At 69.7% G+C, this 15,200-nt stretch carries 13 protein-coding genes and 2 pseudogenes; 5 read left to right on the forward strand and 10 right to left on the reverse strand.

What is annotated here, in order from left to right:
* Window positions 1-15: 15 nt before the first annotated feature.
* Both ACFV8T_RS08795 and ACFV8T_RS08800 read right to left on the reverse strand, forming a co-directional pair.
* Window positions 16-1,302, reverse strand: a complete 1,287-nt coding sequence (locus ACFV8T_RS08795; RefSeq protein WP_385325861.1) for an McrC family protein — start codon at window positions 1,300-1,302, stop codon at window positions 16-18.
* Entirely contained in the window at window positions 1,299-3,545 is a 2,247-nt protein-coding gene (locus ACFV8T_RS08800) for an AAA family ATPase (protein ID WP_385325863.1), read from the reverse strand. The genes ACFV8T_RS08795 and ACFV8T_RS08800 overlap by 4 nt, the downstream gene beginning before the upstream one ends.
* A gap of 866 nt (window positions 3,546-4,411) precedes the next feature.
* Here ACFV8T_RS08800 and ACFV8T_RS08805 point away from each other — a divergent pair.
* Window positions 4,412-5,575 carry an MFS transporter gene (locus tag ACFV8T_RS08805; RefSeq protein WP_385325865.1) on the forward strand — a complete coding sequence of 388 codons (1,164 nt, stop codon included), beginning with the start codon at window positions 4,412-4,414 and terminating at the stop codon, window positions 5,573-5,575.
* A 17-nt stretch (window positions 5,576-5,592) separates the two neighbouring features.
* Here the strand turns inward: ACFV8T_RS08805 and ACFV8T_RS08810 are convergent.
* A pseudogene (locus ACFV8T_RS08810) lies at window positions 5,593-6,018 on the reverse strand (Lrp/AsnC family transcriptional regulator); the annotation flags it as partial.
* Window positions 6,019-6,118: 100 nt separating this feature from the next.
* Between ACFV8T_RS08810 and ACFV8T_RS08815 the strand changes: the two are divergent.
* Entirely contained in the window at window positions 6,119-7,075 is a 957-nt protein-coding gene (locus ACFV8T_RS08815) for an SMP-30/gluconolactonase/LRE family protein (protein ID WP_385325867.1), read from the forward strand.
* Between the two features lie 41 nt (window positions 7,076-7,116).
* Here ACFV8T_RS08815 and ACFV8T_RS08820 read toward each other — a convergent pair whose 3' ends face one another.
* Window positions 7,117-8,244 (reverse strand): hypothetical protein, encoded by a 1,128-nt coding sequence (locus ACFV8T_RS08820; protein WP_385325868.1) that lies wholly within the window; start codon window positions 8,242-8,244, stop codon window positions 7,117-7,119.
* A gap of 242 nt (window positions 8,245-8,486) precedes the next feature.
* On the reverse strand, window positions 8,487-9,110 hold the full coding sequence (locus tag ACFV8T_RS08825) for a TetR/AcrR family transcriptional regulator (protein WP_385325869.1): 624 nt from the start codon (window positions 9,108-9,110) through the stop codon (window positions 8,487-8,489).
* A 152-nt stretch (window positions 9,111-9,262) separates the two neighbouring features.
* Between ACFV8T_RS08825 and ACFV8T_RS08830 the strand changes: the two genes are divergently transcribed.
* Window positions 9,263-10,213 (forward strand): alpha/beta fold hydrolase, encoded by a 951-nt coding sequence (locus tag ACFV8T_RS08830; RefSeq protein ID WP_385325871.1) that lies wholly within the window; start codon window positions 9,263-9,265, stop codon window positions 10,211-10,213.
* A gap of 73 nt (window positions 10,214-10,286) precedes the next feature.
* On the opposite strand, the gene ACFV8T_RS08835 is transcribed toward ACFV8T_RS08830, so the two are convergent.
* The 5 genes and pseudogenes from ACFV8T_RS08835 to ACFV8T_RS08855 all read right to left on the reverse strand — a co-directional run bounded on the left by ACFV8T_RS08835 (window position 10,287) and on the right by ACFV8T_RS08855 (window position 13,307).
* Window positions 10,287-11,045: an SDR family NAD(P)-dependent oxidoreductase gene (locus tag ACFV8T_RS08835; protein WP_385325873.1), complete on the reverse strand. Its 759-nt coding sequence runs from the start codon at window positions 11,043-11,045 to the stop codon at window positions 10,287-10,289.
* Complete coding sequence (locus ACFV8T_RS08840; protein ID WP_385326262.1) at window positions 11,042-11,512, reverse strand: hypothetical protein; 471 nt, start codon at window positions 11,510-11,512, stop codon at window positions 11,042-11,044. Before ACFV8T_RS08840 ends, ACFV8T_RS08835 begins: the two co-directional genes overlap by 4 nt.
* Window positions 11,513-11,552: 40 nt before the next feature.
* A pseudogene (locus ACFV8T_RS08845) lies at window positions 11,553-11,666 on the reverse strand (hypothetical protein); the annotation flags it as partial.
* Window positions 11,667-11,852: 186 nt separating this feature from the next.
* Window positions 11,853-12,437, reverse strand: a complete 585-nt coding sequence (locus tag ACFV8T_RS08850) for a TetR/AcrR family transcriptional regulator (RefSeq protein WP_385325875.1) — start codon at window positions 12,435-12,437, stop codon at window positions 11,853-11,855.
* Window positions 12,438-12,560: 123 nt separating this feature from the next.
* A complete protein-coding gene (locus ACFV8T_RS08855; RefSeq protein ID WP_385325876.1) occupies window positions 12,561-13,307 on the reverse strand; it encodes a DUF1838 family protein in 747 nt (248 codons plus the stop codon).
* Window positions 13,308-13,803: 496 nt separating this feature from the next.
* Between ACFV8T_RS08855 and ACFV8T_RS08860 the strand changes: the two genes are divergently transcribed.
* Together ACFV8T_RS08860 and ACFV8T_RS08865 are read left to right on the forward strand one after the other, a co-directional pair.
* On the forward strand, window positions 13,804-14,085 hold the full coding sequence (locus ACFV8T_RS08860) for a hypothetical protein (RefSeq protein ID WP_385325878.1): 282 nt from the start codon (window positions 13,804-13,806) through the stop codon (window positions 14,083-14,085).
* 242 nt (window positions 14,086-14,327) lie between these two features.
* Window positions 14,328-14,927 carry a hypothetical protein gene (locus tag ACFV8T_RS08865; RefSeq protein ID WP_385325879.1) on the forward strand — a complete coding sequence of 200 codons (600 nt, stop codon included), beginning with the start codon at window positions 14,328-14,330 and terminating at the stop codon, window positions 14,925-14,927.
* Window positions 14,928-15,200 lie beyond the last annotated feature (273 nt).

Below are 15,200 nucleotides of genomic sequence, written 5' to 3' on the forward strand. Positions count from 1 at the left end.
CGGGACGGGGCGGGGCTACGGGGGGCCGTTCGCGCCGGCATGGGCCTCGATGGCCTTGCGCAGCGGCTCCGCGGCTGCCCGGGGCGTGATGCCGGTGTGCAGCCCCAATACCACGATGGTGCCCAGGTGCCCCCGCGGTCCGTCGACGCGGAGCACGCGCTCGGTGGGTTCCTCCGAAGACGGGTGCACCACCAGTGCGAGCGGGGAGTCGGGGGTGGTGTATCCGGTGATGTAGGTGAGGAGTTGATGGCGGTCGGAGGCCGAGACGTTGTTCTCTGCGTACGACTTGTACTTGGCGTCCACCGCCAGGAATCTCGTCCTCCTCGCGTCGTCCGGAGTGGGGAAGGCCAGCAGGACATCGGGCCGGAACGCTGGAGTCCGGCTTCCGAGGCCGCCGTACGTGAGGATCTCTCCCTCCGAGGCCAGGGCCTCCCGGCCACCCAGCTCGGCGGCGGCGTCGCGGGCCATCTGCCGGACGACCATCTCCCACAGGACATCGAGATCCAGGAGGACGTTCTGCGCCCCCGTGCCCCGCGGAACCAGCAGGTTGGTCACCCCGCCGCCGCCGAGGACGAGCCGGGCCCAGGTATGTGCGGGGCGGTAGTGCGTGTTCAGCCGGGTGTAGCGGGCGGATGTGAGCAGCCGCAGCGCGGTGTACGGCAGTCGGGGGCTCGGGAAGTGCGCGGCGATCTCCAGGAGTTCGTGGGTCAGGGCCGGTTCGGTCGAGCGTTGCGCGGCTGCGGTCAGTGCTGCGCCGCACACCAGGTTCTCCCAGCCTCCGGCTTCGCGCTCGAAGGTCTGGAGGTGGAAACGGTCCACGGCGCCGAAGCGGCGGGTCGTCTGCGTGCGGATGTCCAGCCGCCCCCGGAGCACCGGGGAGGTCCGCTGCCGTCGTACGTAGTCCCGGCGCAGACCATGCCGCACCAGCAGCCGGCACTCGTGCAGCAAGGCAGCCGACACCACTCCCGCGTACCCCTGACTGCCGGTCAGCCACTTGCGGATGTCCTCGCGCGGCTTCGGCTGGGCGTTCGCGTAGCACAGCCAGTTGATCAACTGATCCCCGTGGATGGGGAACTTGGGTCGCAGGATCAGGCGAATCCGGTCGAGGACCAGTACCCCTGTGAGCGATCTGGCCTTGAGGACGGCGCCCGTGCGGCTCTCCGTGAGGGTGACCCCCTTGAACGCACGCAGCCGGTCGAGGTCCGCTGCGGACAGCAGATCGTACGGAACGGTGACTGCCGCGTGTTCCTCGACGACGACGTCCTGCCGGGAGCCGTGCCCCGTCCCTCTGCCGGTCGTCACTCGTCGTCCTGGGCGTCCACGAACTCGGCGGCCAGCATCCCGGGCAGGTCCTGCGGGCTGGTCTGCACGATCCGGCCCGTCCGCTGGTCCACCAGCTGGCCCAGTACTTCCTTCAGCAGCTCCGGCTGCCCCAGGCAGTAGTCCGAGACGAGCGGGACGACGTCGTGGTGGAAGGCGTCGTACAGCTGCTCGACTGTCGCCAGCGGACGGTCCGCTTCGAGCAGATACGCCTGGCCGAGCAGCTGGTCCGGGCCGAAGGAACGATCCAGCCTGGTGTTGAGGCCCTCCAGGAAGGCGGCGAGGCCGAGGCCCTCGATCTCACCGTCCAGGGCGTCCAGGTCCGTCGGTACGTCGATGAAGGCGAACCGGCGCCGGATCGCGGCGTCGATGTGCCCCACGCTGCGGTCGGCCGTGTTCATGGTGCCGATGATCCGGACGTTTGACGGCACGCTCCGCCGGCCACCACTGGTGGGCAGGGTGACGTGGACGGATCCTCGTTTGTCGAGTTCCAGCACGGTGATCAGCTCGCCCAGGATCCGGGGCAGGTCACCGCGGTTGATCTCGTCGATGATGATCAGGAAGATGTCGTCCGGCGCCTTCTCGGCGGCGGCGCAGACGCGGAGGAACAACCCGTCCTTGCGCTGAAGATTGAGTCCCGCCCCGTCGGCTGCCGGATTCGGCTTGAACCCCTCCACGAAGTCCTCGTACCCGTAGGACGGATGGAAGGTGACCATCGTGAGCCGGCCCACCGCTGCCGTGGTGTCGGTCCCGGGGGCGTCGGCCTTGGGTGCGGTTTCGGTCTTGGGTGAGTCCGGAACCGAGAAGAGCGCGGCGAGGGCCTCTGCGCGCTCCTCCGGCGTGGCGTCCTCGATCAGGTCGTGCCGTCCCGCAAGGGCCAGGGCCACGCTGAGCGCGAGCCGCGTCTTGCCGGTGCCGGGCGGCCCCTGCAGGATGACCTGCCCCTTGCGGTCGAGGAGGTCCAGCACCTGCTGCACCGTCCCGGGCACGACAGGCTGTTCCTTGTGGCTCAGCAGGTCCGGCGCCTGCTGCACGTGGCCGGGGGTGCCGATGCCGGCCACGGGCGGCGCGACCGCCGCGGCAGAGGTCCCGCGCCCCTGCCGGATGCGCCGGAGCAGGGACTCGGGAACCTTGGCGAGGGCGGGCTGCCAGGCGTGGTGCGGGGTGTCGAAGGTCTGGGCGTACGACGTGTCCCAGTCCACCCCGACCTGGTGCCGGTACTCGGGGAGCCCGGGTTCGTAGGTGTAGCCCTCGGCGACGGTGCCCAGTGCCAGCACTTCGGACTTGCCCCGGTTGGCAACGATCAGATCGCCGGGCTCCAGGTCGCGGTAGGCGAGCAATTGGCGCGCGAGGCGCAGATGTCCCCCGGTGGTGGCAGGCCATTCCTGGTCCAGCGCCTGCTTGAGCTCCTGGTCGCTCTCGTACTGGTCGAGACTGCCGACCTCGTCCCAGGCGATCCGGATGTTGTGCTGCTCGCGGCACTCGTCCCAGAGGTGGCCCCGCTGCCCGGGGGCGATCTTCCAGACGACCCGGTTCCGCGGCCTCGGGTCGTGGAACCAGTAGAGGAACTCCATCACTTCGTGCGACTGCCAGCCGTCGAACTCCGGTGTGCGGCGGACGAGGGACAGGAGCTCCCGATTGGCCCGCCAGGTCCGGATGCCTGAGGAGTTCTGGTGCGGTTTGCCGCCCAGCAGCTCCGTGAAGGAGCGGACGTGCGATGCGGAGAAGATCGGTAGGAATGCGTCGGGGAAGTAGACGGCCAGTGCTTTGGTGGTCAGGGCCTGCCCGTACGAGAGGGTCTCCAGCTCGTCGATGACGTCGTACTGCCTGGCCTCCGCGGCAGTGAAGGCGCGCTCGAAGTCGCTCCGGACGCGGCCCCACGCTTCGTCCGTGCCGAGACGGCGCAGGAACGCGGGAATGACCCGCCACTCACCGGAACGGTGCTGGAAGATGATGTGCTTGGCCGCGCTGCCGCCGCGAATGCTGCCGAATGAGTTCGTGCCGTACTCCATGAGCCGGCAGAACGAGTACCCCGGGTACGCGATGGACGACGGACCCAGCGCGTAGCGTTTCAGCTCGAGCTTCGGCCAGGAGTCGAGCGGGAACTCGTGGAGCACCCGCTGCCGTTCCTCCTCCGCCCTGGCTGCGTTCGCCCGAGCCGCCTCTCGATCGAACCTCGCTATGCGCTCCGCGAGCCCGTTCCGGAAGTCCTCACTGTCAGCCATTCGCGCATTCTGCCGTACGGGTGACGGGCCCCCGGCGCCATGCTCCCGTCCGGCCACCGCCGCTGCCGATCAGGGGCCCGATACATGGCCGGCGAGGTGCGCACACGCCGGGCCGAATCGTGCAGCGACGGGAGCAGACGGGTGGTGCCACTGCACGCTCCCGCCACGAGCCCGCAAGTCCCGGCGACGATCAGCCGAGGCAGAGGACGAGCACGCAGATCCGGTCCGGCGGACGGCCGGGACGGCAGCACGGCGAGGGGGCAGGCCGCCCCCGACGAGCGCGACGGTCGACGCGAGCACGGCCCGGCGGCGGTGCTTCTTCCAACGCTCCAGTTGGCGGCGCCGGGCGGCGTGGCCCTGAGTCGCGGGTACGGCAGGCTCGGCGTCGATGTGAGGGTCGTCGAAATAGCCCACGGAGTCGGGAAACTCCCCTGCCGGCCACGCCTCCGCCGACATCACCGCAGCTACGGTCGTCGTCGGTGCCGCGCCGTTGTGGTGATGGCCAGGAGGGGCGATGTCCGGCGCGTACGCACCGCACCCGGGGCGCACCGGGGCGCCGTTGAGCGTCCGACGGCACGAGGAGCTGTAGTCCATCCGCGATCTCTCTGTGCTGACTGCGCCACCAGGATCTCCGGCGACTTGTTCAAGTTCGCACTCACGATCGAGCGGGCAACAACGTAACGGCGCCTGCGAGAGGTTGTGTGCGGTCTGTTTGTTGCTCTCGCGAAGATTGTTCGCCGACGACCAGTCCGTGCACGGCTTTGGGGGTCGTCCATTATACGAGACAAGCTGTCTTGAATAGTGGATGCGGTGTCATAGTTTCATCCTGCACGCACCAGGGAGGACGAGGGGCGAGGAGGACTGCCGTGCGCCGTTGGATGATGCTGGCTCTCGGGACCGCGGCGCAGACGGTCGCCTGCACCTTTCTCTACGGGCTTCCGTACACCTCGGAGACGCTCAGGCGGGACAACGGGCTGACGCTCAGCCAAGTCGGACTGCTGATCGCCTGCCCCACCGTCGGGCTCATGCTGACGCTCATAGCCTGGGGCGCCCTGGCCGACCGCTTTGGCGAGCGGGTCGTCATCACCTCCGGTCTGGCCATGACGGCCGCACTCCTCTCCCTGGGGGCCACGGTGAATGGCCTGGTTCCCCTGGGTGTGCTCCTGGCGCTGGCCGGAGCGGCGAGTGCTTCGGTCTCCGCGGCCAGTGGTCGGCTCGTCGTCGGATGGTTCTCCGCCCGGGAGCGCGGACTCGCCATGGGAATCCGGCAGACGTCGACCCCGCTGGGCATGGGCATCGCCGCTCTGGTGGTCCCCACGCTCGCCGCGCGCGGCGGCGTGTCAGGGACCGTCCTGTTCTGCGCGGTGCTCTGCGGTGTCGTCGCCGTGGTCGTCGGCTCGTTGACCTCGGATCCGCCCCGTACCGCGCGGTCCGTGGGGCAGGAGCTGGCTCCCAACCCCTACCGTCACTCCGGCTTGTGGCGCGTCCATGCCTCCAGCGCGCTGCTGTGCGTTCCGCAGTTCGCGACGAACGCCTTCGCGATGGTGTTCCTGATCGACGTCCGGGGCTGGAGTGCCGTGCACGCGGGGCAACTCCTGGTGCTGTCCCAGGTGTTGGGGGCCGCCTCGCGGGTCGTGGCGGGCCGTTGGTCCGACCGGGTCGGCAGCCGGATGCGGCCGATGCGGCAGCTGTCCGTGTGCATCGCCGTCGTCATGGGCGCGACCGCGCTGGGCGCCCTCTGGCCCTCGCCGCTGACGGACCTCGCCATGGTCGTGGCCTGCGGGATCACCGCGAGCACCAACGGCCTGGCCTTCACCGCCACCGCCGAGCTCGCCGGGAGCTCCTGGTCGGGGCGGGCCATGGGCGTGCAGAACACCGGCCAGAACCTTGCCGCCTCACTGACGCCGCCGCTACTCGGCGGGCTCATCGCCTCGGCCGGTTACGCGCGGGGCTTCCTGCTGGCCGGAGTGCTGGCCGCCGCGGCGTGCTTCGTGATCCCCGTGCGCGGGGGCCCGAAGGCTCGTTCCTGATCAGCGACGCGCGGGGAGACCGGCCGCTCGAAGAGGGTCTCCAGGACCACCGTGGCCCGGGTCCCGTTGACTCCGTCGATCGCGTGGATCCGGCGCAGCACGTCCTGCAACTGCTCGGTGGTCGCGGTCCTGACCTTCACCAGCACCGAGGCGCTGCCGGCAATGACATGCGCCTCCAGAATCTCGGGGAGCGCGGCGAAGTGCTCCGCCGAATCACCCATCCAGGACGTGGAGTCGACCGTCACGTAGGCCAGTACCCCGTATCCCACCGCCACCGGATCGACCTCGACCGCGGTACGCCGGATCACACCCCGCTCCCGCAGCTTCCGGACGCGCTCGTGAGTGGCGCCGGCCGAGAGCCCGACGGTTCTGCTCAGTGCGGCGTAGGACTGGGTGGCGTCCTGCTGGAGCTGCGCCAGCAGGACGCGGTCGATGTGATCCACGACTCTCCGTTCGGAAGATTCTTGATCTGACCATACGACATCTTGAAATCTGCGCCCGATGCCGGAGATGATTCGGTGCCTGCCGGGAGGGACGGACACCATGACCGAAGAAAGCCCCCAGCTGTACGAGGCCCTGGACGACCGGTTCCGTACCGGGCGATGCATGTACGGCGATGCGGCCCTTGAGGTCCTGTACACCGGCTGCCGCTGGGCCGAGGGCCCGATCTACGTGCCCGCCTGGCGACAGGTGATCTGGAGCGACATCCCCAATGACCGGATGCTGCGCTGGGACGAGGAGACCGGCGCCGTCGGCGTCTTCCGTCGCTCGGCGGGGCACACGAACGGCAACACCCTCGACCGCGAGGGCCGGCTCGTCACCTGCGAGCAGGGCAATCGCCGGGTGACCCGTACCGAACACGACGGCACGGTCACGGTGCTGGCCACCCATTGGCGGGGCAAGCGCCTGAACAGCCCGAACGACGCGGCGGTGAAGTCCGACGGCTCGATCTGGTTCTCCGACCCGGACTTCGGCATCACCAGCGACTACGAGGGCTATCGCGCCGAGAGCGAGATCGGCTCCGACAACGTCTACCGCATCGACCCTTCGACCGGTGAAGTGCGCCTGGTCGCCGACTGCTTCGGCGCACCGAACGGCCTGGTCTTCTCTGCCGACGAGCGGCGGCTGTTCGTCTCCGACACCCGGGCAGGTTTCATCCGCGCCTTCGACGTACGGGAGGACGGCACCCTCTCGGACGGCGAGATCTTCGCGGAGGCCGGGGCCCGCCCGGCGGCCCGCTTCGACAACCTCCGCTTCGACGACGGCGGCCGGCTGTGGGCCGCCGCGATGGGCGACGGTGTGCACTGCTACGACCCGGACGGCACCCTGATCGGGCGGCTCGACGTCCCCGAGGTGGTGGCCAACATCTCCTGGGGCGGCGCCAAGCGCAACCGCCTCTTCATCGCCGCCGAGACCAGTCTCTATTCGGTGGTCACGGGCGTCACGGGTACGCATCCGACGGGACCGGGCCACAGGCCCTGGCCGAGCCCCACTCGGTAGAGCGGCCCCACTCCGCGGCCCCGCTCGCGGCCGGCGCGCTCCTACGGGTTCGCCGGCAGCCGCAACCCCGTACAACTCCCGTGCCGGACCTGGTCCTTCGCGAAGGCGGCCACGTATTCACGCAACAGCGCCCGTCGCTCACTGCGCTCGCTTGCCGTCGGGGGACCGGGCGCCTCGCCCGCTTCCCGGTAGGGGTAGCCGTCGCCCCAGTGCGCGGCGAAACCGACGTTCTCGCCGCCGCACCGGGCGACGGCCCACGCCCTGTTCTCGGTCAGCGCGGGCTTCCAGGCGTTGCCGCCACCCATCGGCAGCGGGTCGGGCCCCGAGCCCATCTCACGCAGGCCCGTGCCCCAGTCCCCCCGCCAACTGGTCAGCTCGACAAGCGGCTTTCCCGGCTTCGTGCTGTCGCCGTTCTCCCCCGGCGCGCGCAGGGTGCAACGCCCGACGACCCCGCCGTCGGCCATGGCGATGCGTACCACCCCGTCGCGCCCCTCCGCCGGTACGCGGGTGGTGGCCAGCGCGCCGCAGGCGGTGCCCTTCGCTTCCGCGCGGGGCACGTACCTGCCCGTGTCCGGCACCGCCCCGTCCTTCGGCGCAGCCAACGGCTCGCCACCACAACCGAGCTTCTCGGTCACCACGTTCGTCATCCGCACCGCCAGCCGCAGCAGGGCGGCCTTCTCCTTGCGGCTCTCGGCGAAGTAGGCCCAGGTCCCCACCAGCAGCCTGCGGGGCTCCCCGGAGGTTTCCTTGCCGCCGCGCGGGCACTCGGGCATCAGATAGACGAGGCTGTACTCGGTCTCGAAGCCGGGCAGCCCGCCCGGCAGCACGGCGTGCGGCGGGTAGGAATTGCCGATGAACGACATCTGCTTCTCCCGGTCCGCCCCACCCAGAGAGGCGTCCACGGCGACCACGACCTTGTCCTGGTCGCTCGTCAGTACGCAGTGGTACTCGCCGAGTTCCTCGTCGAAGGATTCCTTCTCCGACCCGAGCGGCACATCCGTCCGTACCGTCTTCAGATCCCCCGCCGGCAGCTCGCCCCCGCACGCCTCCCGCGCCAGCCACCACTCCTTCACCGGCACCCGCACCGAGAACCCGACGACCACCAGTACGACCAGCCCGCACACCGAACCCCAGACCCACCCGCGATGCCGCCGCGCCCAGCTCTCCACCCGTTGCTCCCCCTCGGCTCACTTGCACGTCATTCCCACACCAGTGTGAGCGGGCCCGGCGACAGCCCACCGCCCGGGTCGGAGCCGCCCGGGTCGGAGCCGCCCGGCGGGAGTCGGCCGAGTCCCCCGCGGCCACCCATTGCGCGCCTGTGCCGTGACTTGTGACAACTCGGGCCCTGAGCCGATGCCGGCCTCACGCACTTCGCGGAAGCCCGCCGGGCGGGGCCTCGGCGCTCACGCGGTCATGTCGACGGAGGGCGGTCACCCGAGGACGTGAAGATGCGGTCCAGGTGGTGGCGCAGCACCCCGGCGGCCGACTCCGGCTGCCGCTGGCCCACCAGGATGCTGGTGCCCATGGCCGCCGCCATGGCGAGCAGCCCGATGGCCTCCGTGCGCGCGTCCACGCCGGGATCGGCCAGACCGGACTCCTGGGCCTGCCGCACCAGACCGGTCAGGGCGTCCTCGGCGGCGTCGGGGTTGTCGATGAAGGGCTGGGCGGCCAGCGCCTCGTCGGTCACGGACAGGATCGCGTACGAGGTGTAGAGGAGGTGGAACGTCCGGCTCTCCTCGTCGGTCGGGAGGGAGGTCAGGAGCAGTGCCTCGGCGGTCGCGCGCGGGCCCGGGGCCGCGCGCGACCGCAGGCGGGCGCCCACGCGTGCGGTGAAGCGGTCGGTCAGATGCTGGAGCCCGTAGAGCAGCAGCTTCTCCTTGGTCCCGAAGTAGTACTGCACGAGCCGCAGCGAAACGCCGGCCTCGGCCGCCACGTCCCGCATGCCGACCGCGTGCAGCCCACGCCGTCCGGCGACCCGGACGAGTGCCTCGGCGATCTGGCCGCGCCGTTCCTCGTGGTCCACGCGTTTCGGCATGCTCTCGTGTCTCCACCCGTCGGTCCTGCCTGCGCGGTCCGGCTCCCGGACCTGCCGCGCGGTCCGGCGCCCGGACTTCTTCATGGTACCGCCGTATCAGCAATATGATACGGTCGTATCACGAAGGACGAGTCCTCACCGGAGGTGCCGCCGTGCCCGAGAACACAACCCGCGTCCGCCGCGATGTCGGCCGCTACGTCAACGACGTCCTGCGCGACCGGCACTTCGCCGCCTGCGAGGCCGTCTACGCGCTGGGCGCGCCGGCCCGTTCCGAGACGGACGTCGAGACCCGCTTCGGCACCACGCACGTCTACCGGTACGGACCCACCGACCCGGCCGCCGAGGACCGCACCCCGGTCGTCCTCATCCACGGAGCGGGCGGATGCTCCGCGCAGTGGTACCCCAACACCCGGGCGCTCGGCGCCGAGCGCCCCGTCTACGCCCTCGACACCCCTGGCGACCCCGGCCGCAGCGTGCACCGGGAGCCCATGTGGCAGCCCGAGCGCGCCGCCCAGTGGATGGACGAGACCCTCGACGCGCTCGGCCTGGACCGGGTCCACCTCGTCGGTTCCTCCTACGGGGGCTGGCTCGTCATCAACCAGGCGCACCTGCGGCCCGGCAGGCTCGCCTCGGTCACCGCCCTCGATCCGGGCGGCCTGGAGAAGGTGGGCCTGCGCTTCTTCGCCTGGGTCTTCGCCAGCCTCTTCGCCACCTTCGCGCCCAAGGCGCTGCGCCCGCGCCTGGCGGCCTGGCTGGAGCAGCCGGTCCTCGTCGTGCCGGAGCTGCGCGCGATGGTCCGGACGGGCGTACGGGCCTTTCGTGTCCGCCGGCCCGCGCCCCTGCCGCTGTCCGACGAGCAACTGGGCTCCATCCGGACGCCGTTCCACCTGATCATGGGAAGGCGCAGCCTGCTGGTGCACCCGCAGCGGCAACTGGAACGGGTGCCGCGCCTGATCCCCGGAGCCCGAGCCGAGATCATCGCCGAGACCGGCCACGGACCGCAGATCGACTACCCCGACCTGGTCAACGCCCGGATGCTGACATTCATGGCGGACACCGACACCCTCGACCCGGCCACGGACCGCGGCACCGCCGACGCGTGACACCGCTGTCCGCCCCCAGGGCTCTGCGCCGAGGGCGAACGACGATGGCCCAGCCGCCCCCGCCCACGCGCCATCAGGCGGATGATCCGCTGTCGATGACCAGGTCGGTGCCGACCACCGCACCGGCCGCCGGAGAAGCGAGGTAGAGCACCGCGGCCGCCACCTCTTCGGCCTCCGCGACCCGGCCGAGCGGGTTCTCCGACTTCACCCGCTCCGCACGGTCGGCCTCGGTCTCGCCGGGCCGCAGCGACATGGGCGCGGCGGAGGCGCCCGGACTGACCGCGTTGATGCGAATGCCCTGGCCGATGTGGTCGAGTGCGGCGGCGCGGGTCAGCGCGGAGACCGCTGCCTTCGAGGTGATGTACGCCGCGGCGTTCGGGATCCGCAGGTGTGCGCCCAGGTTGGAGGAGATATTGACGATGACCCCGCCCCCGTTCTCCTTCATGTGCGCGATCTCGTGCTTCATGGCCAGCCAGACGCCGGTGACATTGGTCCGCAGCACCGCGTCCCAGTCCTCCTCGCTCACCTCTCCGGCAGGTACGGTGCCGCGGAGAATCCCGGCGTTGTTGACCGCGATGTGGAGCCCGCCGAAGCGGTTGACGCTCTCGCGCACGAGGTTCCGGAGCTGGTCGGAGTCGGTGACATCGGCGGTGACTGCGGCGGCCGTGCCGCCGGCCGCCTCGATGAGGCCGACCGTCTCTTCCAGGGAGGCCGCGGTGCGCCCCGCGGCGACCACGGATGCGCCCTCGGCGGCGAAGGCGAGCGCAATCGCGCGGCCGAGACCGGAGCCTGCACCCGTGACGAGCGCGGTCGTGCCGGGAAAGCGATTCATTTCGGCAACTCCTTTGAGCGATGGATTACTCGGTGCGGTGGTTCAGGAAGGCGACAACGGCCAGGACTGCCCCGGTCCCGGCCAGGGACCAGGAGTCGCTGCCGAGCGCGTAGCAGGACGGCGAACAGGACGGTGGGGCCGAGTCCCATCGCACTGTTCAGCACACCGCCCGCGAGCCCGGTCTGCTGCTGCGGTACGCCTTCGGTGGCGAGCACGGCAGCTCCCCCGAAGGAGGCCGCGGCACCGACCGGCAACAGCACGAGACCCGGCAGCAGTCCGTACGCGTACGGGGTGCGCGCATCGAGCCCGGTGGCGGCGAGGAAGGCGAGCCCGGCGGCGCCGGTGCCGAGCCCGGCGGTCGTGACGGCTCGGGCCGCGCCGGCGCCCTGCGCGAAGCGGGCCGCGGGCAGCGTCCCGAAGGCGGGAGCGAGCGGGGTGGCGGCCGGAGGCGGCGGCGAAGAGGGCAAGGCCCGCGGCGAGGGTGCGCCGTCCGCCGTAGCGGTCGGCGAGGCGGCCGCCGAGGAGCAGCAGCCCGGCGAAGGTCAGCCCGTATGCGGCACTGAGCAGCAGCAGGTCGGGCCGATGCAAGCCGAACTTCCGCCCGATGCGGGGCAGCGGCACGGCGATTGCGGCGAGCGTCAAGATCGGCGTGGTCTGGATGCCGCCGAGAAGGGCGAAGGCGTACGGATACCGCACGTGAACGAGGCGGGTGTTCTTCCCCGGCGTTCATACCCCTCCCCATATTTGATCGATCGGTCCATTATTCGGGCGTGCGGCAGGGAGCCCGGTGGCTCCGGTGAAGTCGGTTCAGTCCAGCAGGGTCAGCGCCTGCTCGGCCGCATCCCGCACCCGGGCGGGGTCGCTGGACGCCTTGCCGACGATCCGTACGCCCTGCAGCAGGACGAGCAGCATGCGGGCGAGCGCGCGCGGATCGCGGTCCTCGGGCAACTCGCCCTGGGCCTGGGCCCGTACGAGCGCGGAGTGCAGCGGGGTTTCGACGTGCTCCCAGCTGATCTCGACCCGACGGGCCGCCGCGGGGTCGTGCGGGGCCAGCTCGGCCGCGGTGTTGGTGATGAGGCAGCCATTCAGCCGGCCCTCGGGGGAGACGGCCTCCGCGGCGAAGCGCCGTACCACCGCCCGCACCGCGGGCAGGGCGGGCCCCGGCTGGGACAACTCGGCGAGGAGAAGGGGGTCGCGCCCCTCCGCGTACCGGTCCATGGCCTTCAGGTACAGCTCGTGCTTGTTGCCGAAGGTGGCGTAGATGCTGGCGCGACCGATGCCGAGGTGCTCGACGAGGTCGGTCATCGACGTAGCTTCGTAGCCGCGCCGCCAGAACAGCTCAAGGGCCGACTGCAGTGCGGCGTCCGGATCGAATTCCTTGGTCCTGGCCACACAGGAGACCTTAGATCCATGTAGAACGATCGGTCAATAAAAGCCCACCGCAAACGGACCCAACAGAACACCCCGGCCATGAACAGGTCGTTGATCAGCAGCAACAGGCGCTGGTGCCGACGGCTACTTCGGTGGGTTGAGCTTGCGGAAGTACGTCCAGCTGGTCTCGTTCGGCTCGCTCCACTCCTCCGGGGCCTGTGCGAACTCCGGGTGGTGGTCGGCGATGTAGGCGCGGGTGCGCTCGGGGACCTCGGCGTACGAGCCGAGCTTGCGGCCCCGGCAGTGGAAGGTGAGGCCGCCGGGCCGCTGACCGCGGGCCATCCAGGGGAGCCACGGGGACATCCGGGTCCACGACATGGTGGCCGGGACGCTGGGCGCCGGGCCGGCCAGGTCGGCGCGGTCGGCGAAGAACTGGAAGAGCTCCAGAGCCTTGTACGTGTCGCCGGCCGAGTGGACGGGGTACTGGGCCACCGGCAGCGGCGAGGGGTAGGCCAGCGGGATCTCCAGGCTGAAGCAGACCTGTCCGCCGAGCTCGGTCGTCGGGATCGGGAAGGGGCGCCACTTCTGGTTCGCCGGGTCGTTCCAGACGTGCACCACCGGCAGGTCCTGCCAGGTCTCCAGGATCTCGCGGGTGACGGGGTCCAAGTAGAAGGCGGCCTCGCGGGTGAGCAGTTGGTAGGCGTCCGGGCCGGCTTCGGCGTCCTGGACCAGGCGGGCGACGTTGAGCCCTTCGAAGCCGAAGACGCGCTGGTAGGGCTCGTCCGGGGCCCAGGAGTACACGTCTCCGGACCACCAGTACGTGACCTCTTCGCCGTCGAGCGAGGCGCGGGTGCGGGCGAAGGAGCGGAGCAGCGCTGCGGGTGTCGTCATACGGACCACTCTGCGCGACCGCCGCCCCGGCCGGGCAGAAAACATCAGGGCCTGGGCGGAAGGGGCCGGAAAAAGCCGCTCCCCGGTCGACGGGCCCGGCAGGATCTAGAAAGAGATGGCCGAATCGCACGCGTGACGCAGACCGCCTGAATTCGATTGCGTGATGGCAGGGTGATGGCAGGGTGATGGAGTGGGATCCCTGGTCCCGGTGCAGCGTAAAAGTGGTCTGGGCAATAAAACAAGGCCCTGATCTCTTACCAGGACCTTCGGAATGGAGCGGGTGACGAGAATCGATTCCGCGCTCTGAGGTCGGGGACCACCGGCGCTTGTGGCGTTCATGCGCGTTTTGACCTTCCCCTGTTCGGCATCAGGGCTGCGGTCGGTGGGGTGATTCGGCTTCGGCGCCCTGACGGACCGCTGTTTATCGCTCCGCAGGGCGCGGACGGGGTATGAGGACGGAGGATATTGCGTCGTGTGCACCTGGCGGTTGCGAGCGGTGAGTAAGGAGGCGGGCGAGGTCGCGGTTGTCGAAGGGTTTGTTCTCCAGCTGATTGACCGGGCCGGTAAGGGAGGCTTTCTTGGTGATGGGGGAACGGTCGGCTTCGACGAGGTCGATCTCGGGGTCATTGGCGCAGGTCCAGCGGCCCGGCCGCCGATCGCGTCGGTGATCGATTTGGTGATCGATTTGGTGATCGGGGAGGTGACCGGTGTGGTTCGCCCGATTGGGCCGCTGGGTTGCCATTCGACCAAGGCCGCCCGCATTTCACTTGGCGGCTGACTTGGTTCCGAAAACCCCGCCGAAGCGGTGAGTCACCTCTTGGGCCTCGCCGTATTTCTCTGCGGGGCCGTGTTCCGCCCGGCGATACGAGATGATTTGTCTGCCGTTCGGTCGGAAGAAAATACTCGGAGGGTTTGACTGCACTATCGTGAGGGTGGAGGCCTGCGTAAAGGGATTGGTCGTTCGTTTTCGTGGTATAGTCCTAATGGATTTACAGGACGCCGCGAAAAAAGGGGAATGGCGTGAATACCGAGAAGGTTACGGCTCGACGTCTTACGGCCGGAGAGGTTTCCGAATTGGGCCTCCAGGACGACATCTTCGTCTCGGCAGAGATGAATGGCCTTCCTCTCGACTGCTACGCTCCGGCCTTCCTTACGGGGCCGGGTAAGAATTTCGAGGGAGGGTCCTTCACTGCGAGGACGATCTTCGGTGAGGAAATTCATGTCCTCCCGGACAATGCCGAAGAGCGCGGGATCTGGATTGCCGACAAGGCAGGGGAAGAAATCGAGGTTCTCCAGAGTGCCGGCGTCCTCCTGAACCTCGCCCTCTTCGTGCCTGACGGGAAGAAGGAATCCCTGGAGGCGCTCTACTCCGCCGCACGGGACGCGTTCGGCGCGGGGATCGTTCAGCGCTGGAGCGAGGAAACCGTCGCGGTGCCGGACGTCAAGGTCGACCTGTACGAGGAGCCGGCCCGGGGGCGGAAGAACACGAACAACCAGAACCGCGACCGCCGTGCCCTGGACATCTACCCGACCCGAGTGCGGTTCCTGGAGCCCAGCGATGGCTGGAAGTTCATTGTCGAACCGCACAAGGAGATCGTCGATGACACACCGACGATCTGACCTGATGGCAGGTTAGCCTCGGTCTTTCGCGGGAGCCCGTCAGCTTGCTGACGGGCTCCTCCTCGTTTGTCGGGACGTGTGGATCTGTTGGTCGACCGGGCTTCGGGCGGGCGCCGAGCGGATCAGCGTCCACCGCCCTCGCCGGCATCCCCCGGAGGCCGCCGCGCCCCCTCATCTGTCGCAGGGCTCCCGCGTTTGTCGCCGGTCCCCTGCGGATTCGTCCGCGATCGGTAACAGGGGGAGCCTGCACGAGCCTTCGTATGTCTTGATGAG

The organism is Streptomyces sp. NPDC059832 (genome assembly GCF_042731715.1).
Taxonomy (GTDB): Bacteria; Actinomycetota; Actinomycetes; order Streptomycetales; family Streptomycetaceae; genus Streptomyces.

What these genes read in the sequence shown, in the direction of transcription:
- ACFV8T_RS08800 (WP_385325863.1), bottom strand. Translation starts at nt 3,545, where the DNA reads ATGGCTGACAGTGAGGACTTCCGGAACGGGCTCGCGGAGCGCATAGCG.
- ACFV8T_RS08815 (WP_385325867.1), top strand. Translation starts at nt 6,119, where the DNA reads ATGACCGAAGAAAGCCCCCAGCTGTACGAGGCCCTGGACGACCGGTTC.
- ACFV8T_RS08825 (WP_385325869.1), bottom strand. Translation starts at nt 9,110, where the DNA reads ATGCCGAAACGCGTGGACCACGAGGAACGGCGCGGCCAGATCGCCGAG.
- ACFV8T_RS08835 (WP_385325873.1), bottom strand. Translation starts at nt 11,045, where the DNA reads ATGAATCGCTTTCCCGGCACGACCGCGCTCGTCACGGGTGCAGGCTCC.
- ACFV8T_RS08855 (WP_385325876.1), bottom strand. Translation starts at nt 13,307, where the DNA reads ATGACGACACCCGCAGCGCTGCTCCGCTCCTTCGCCCGCACCCGCGCC.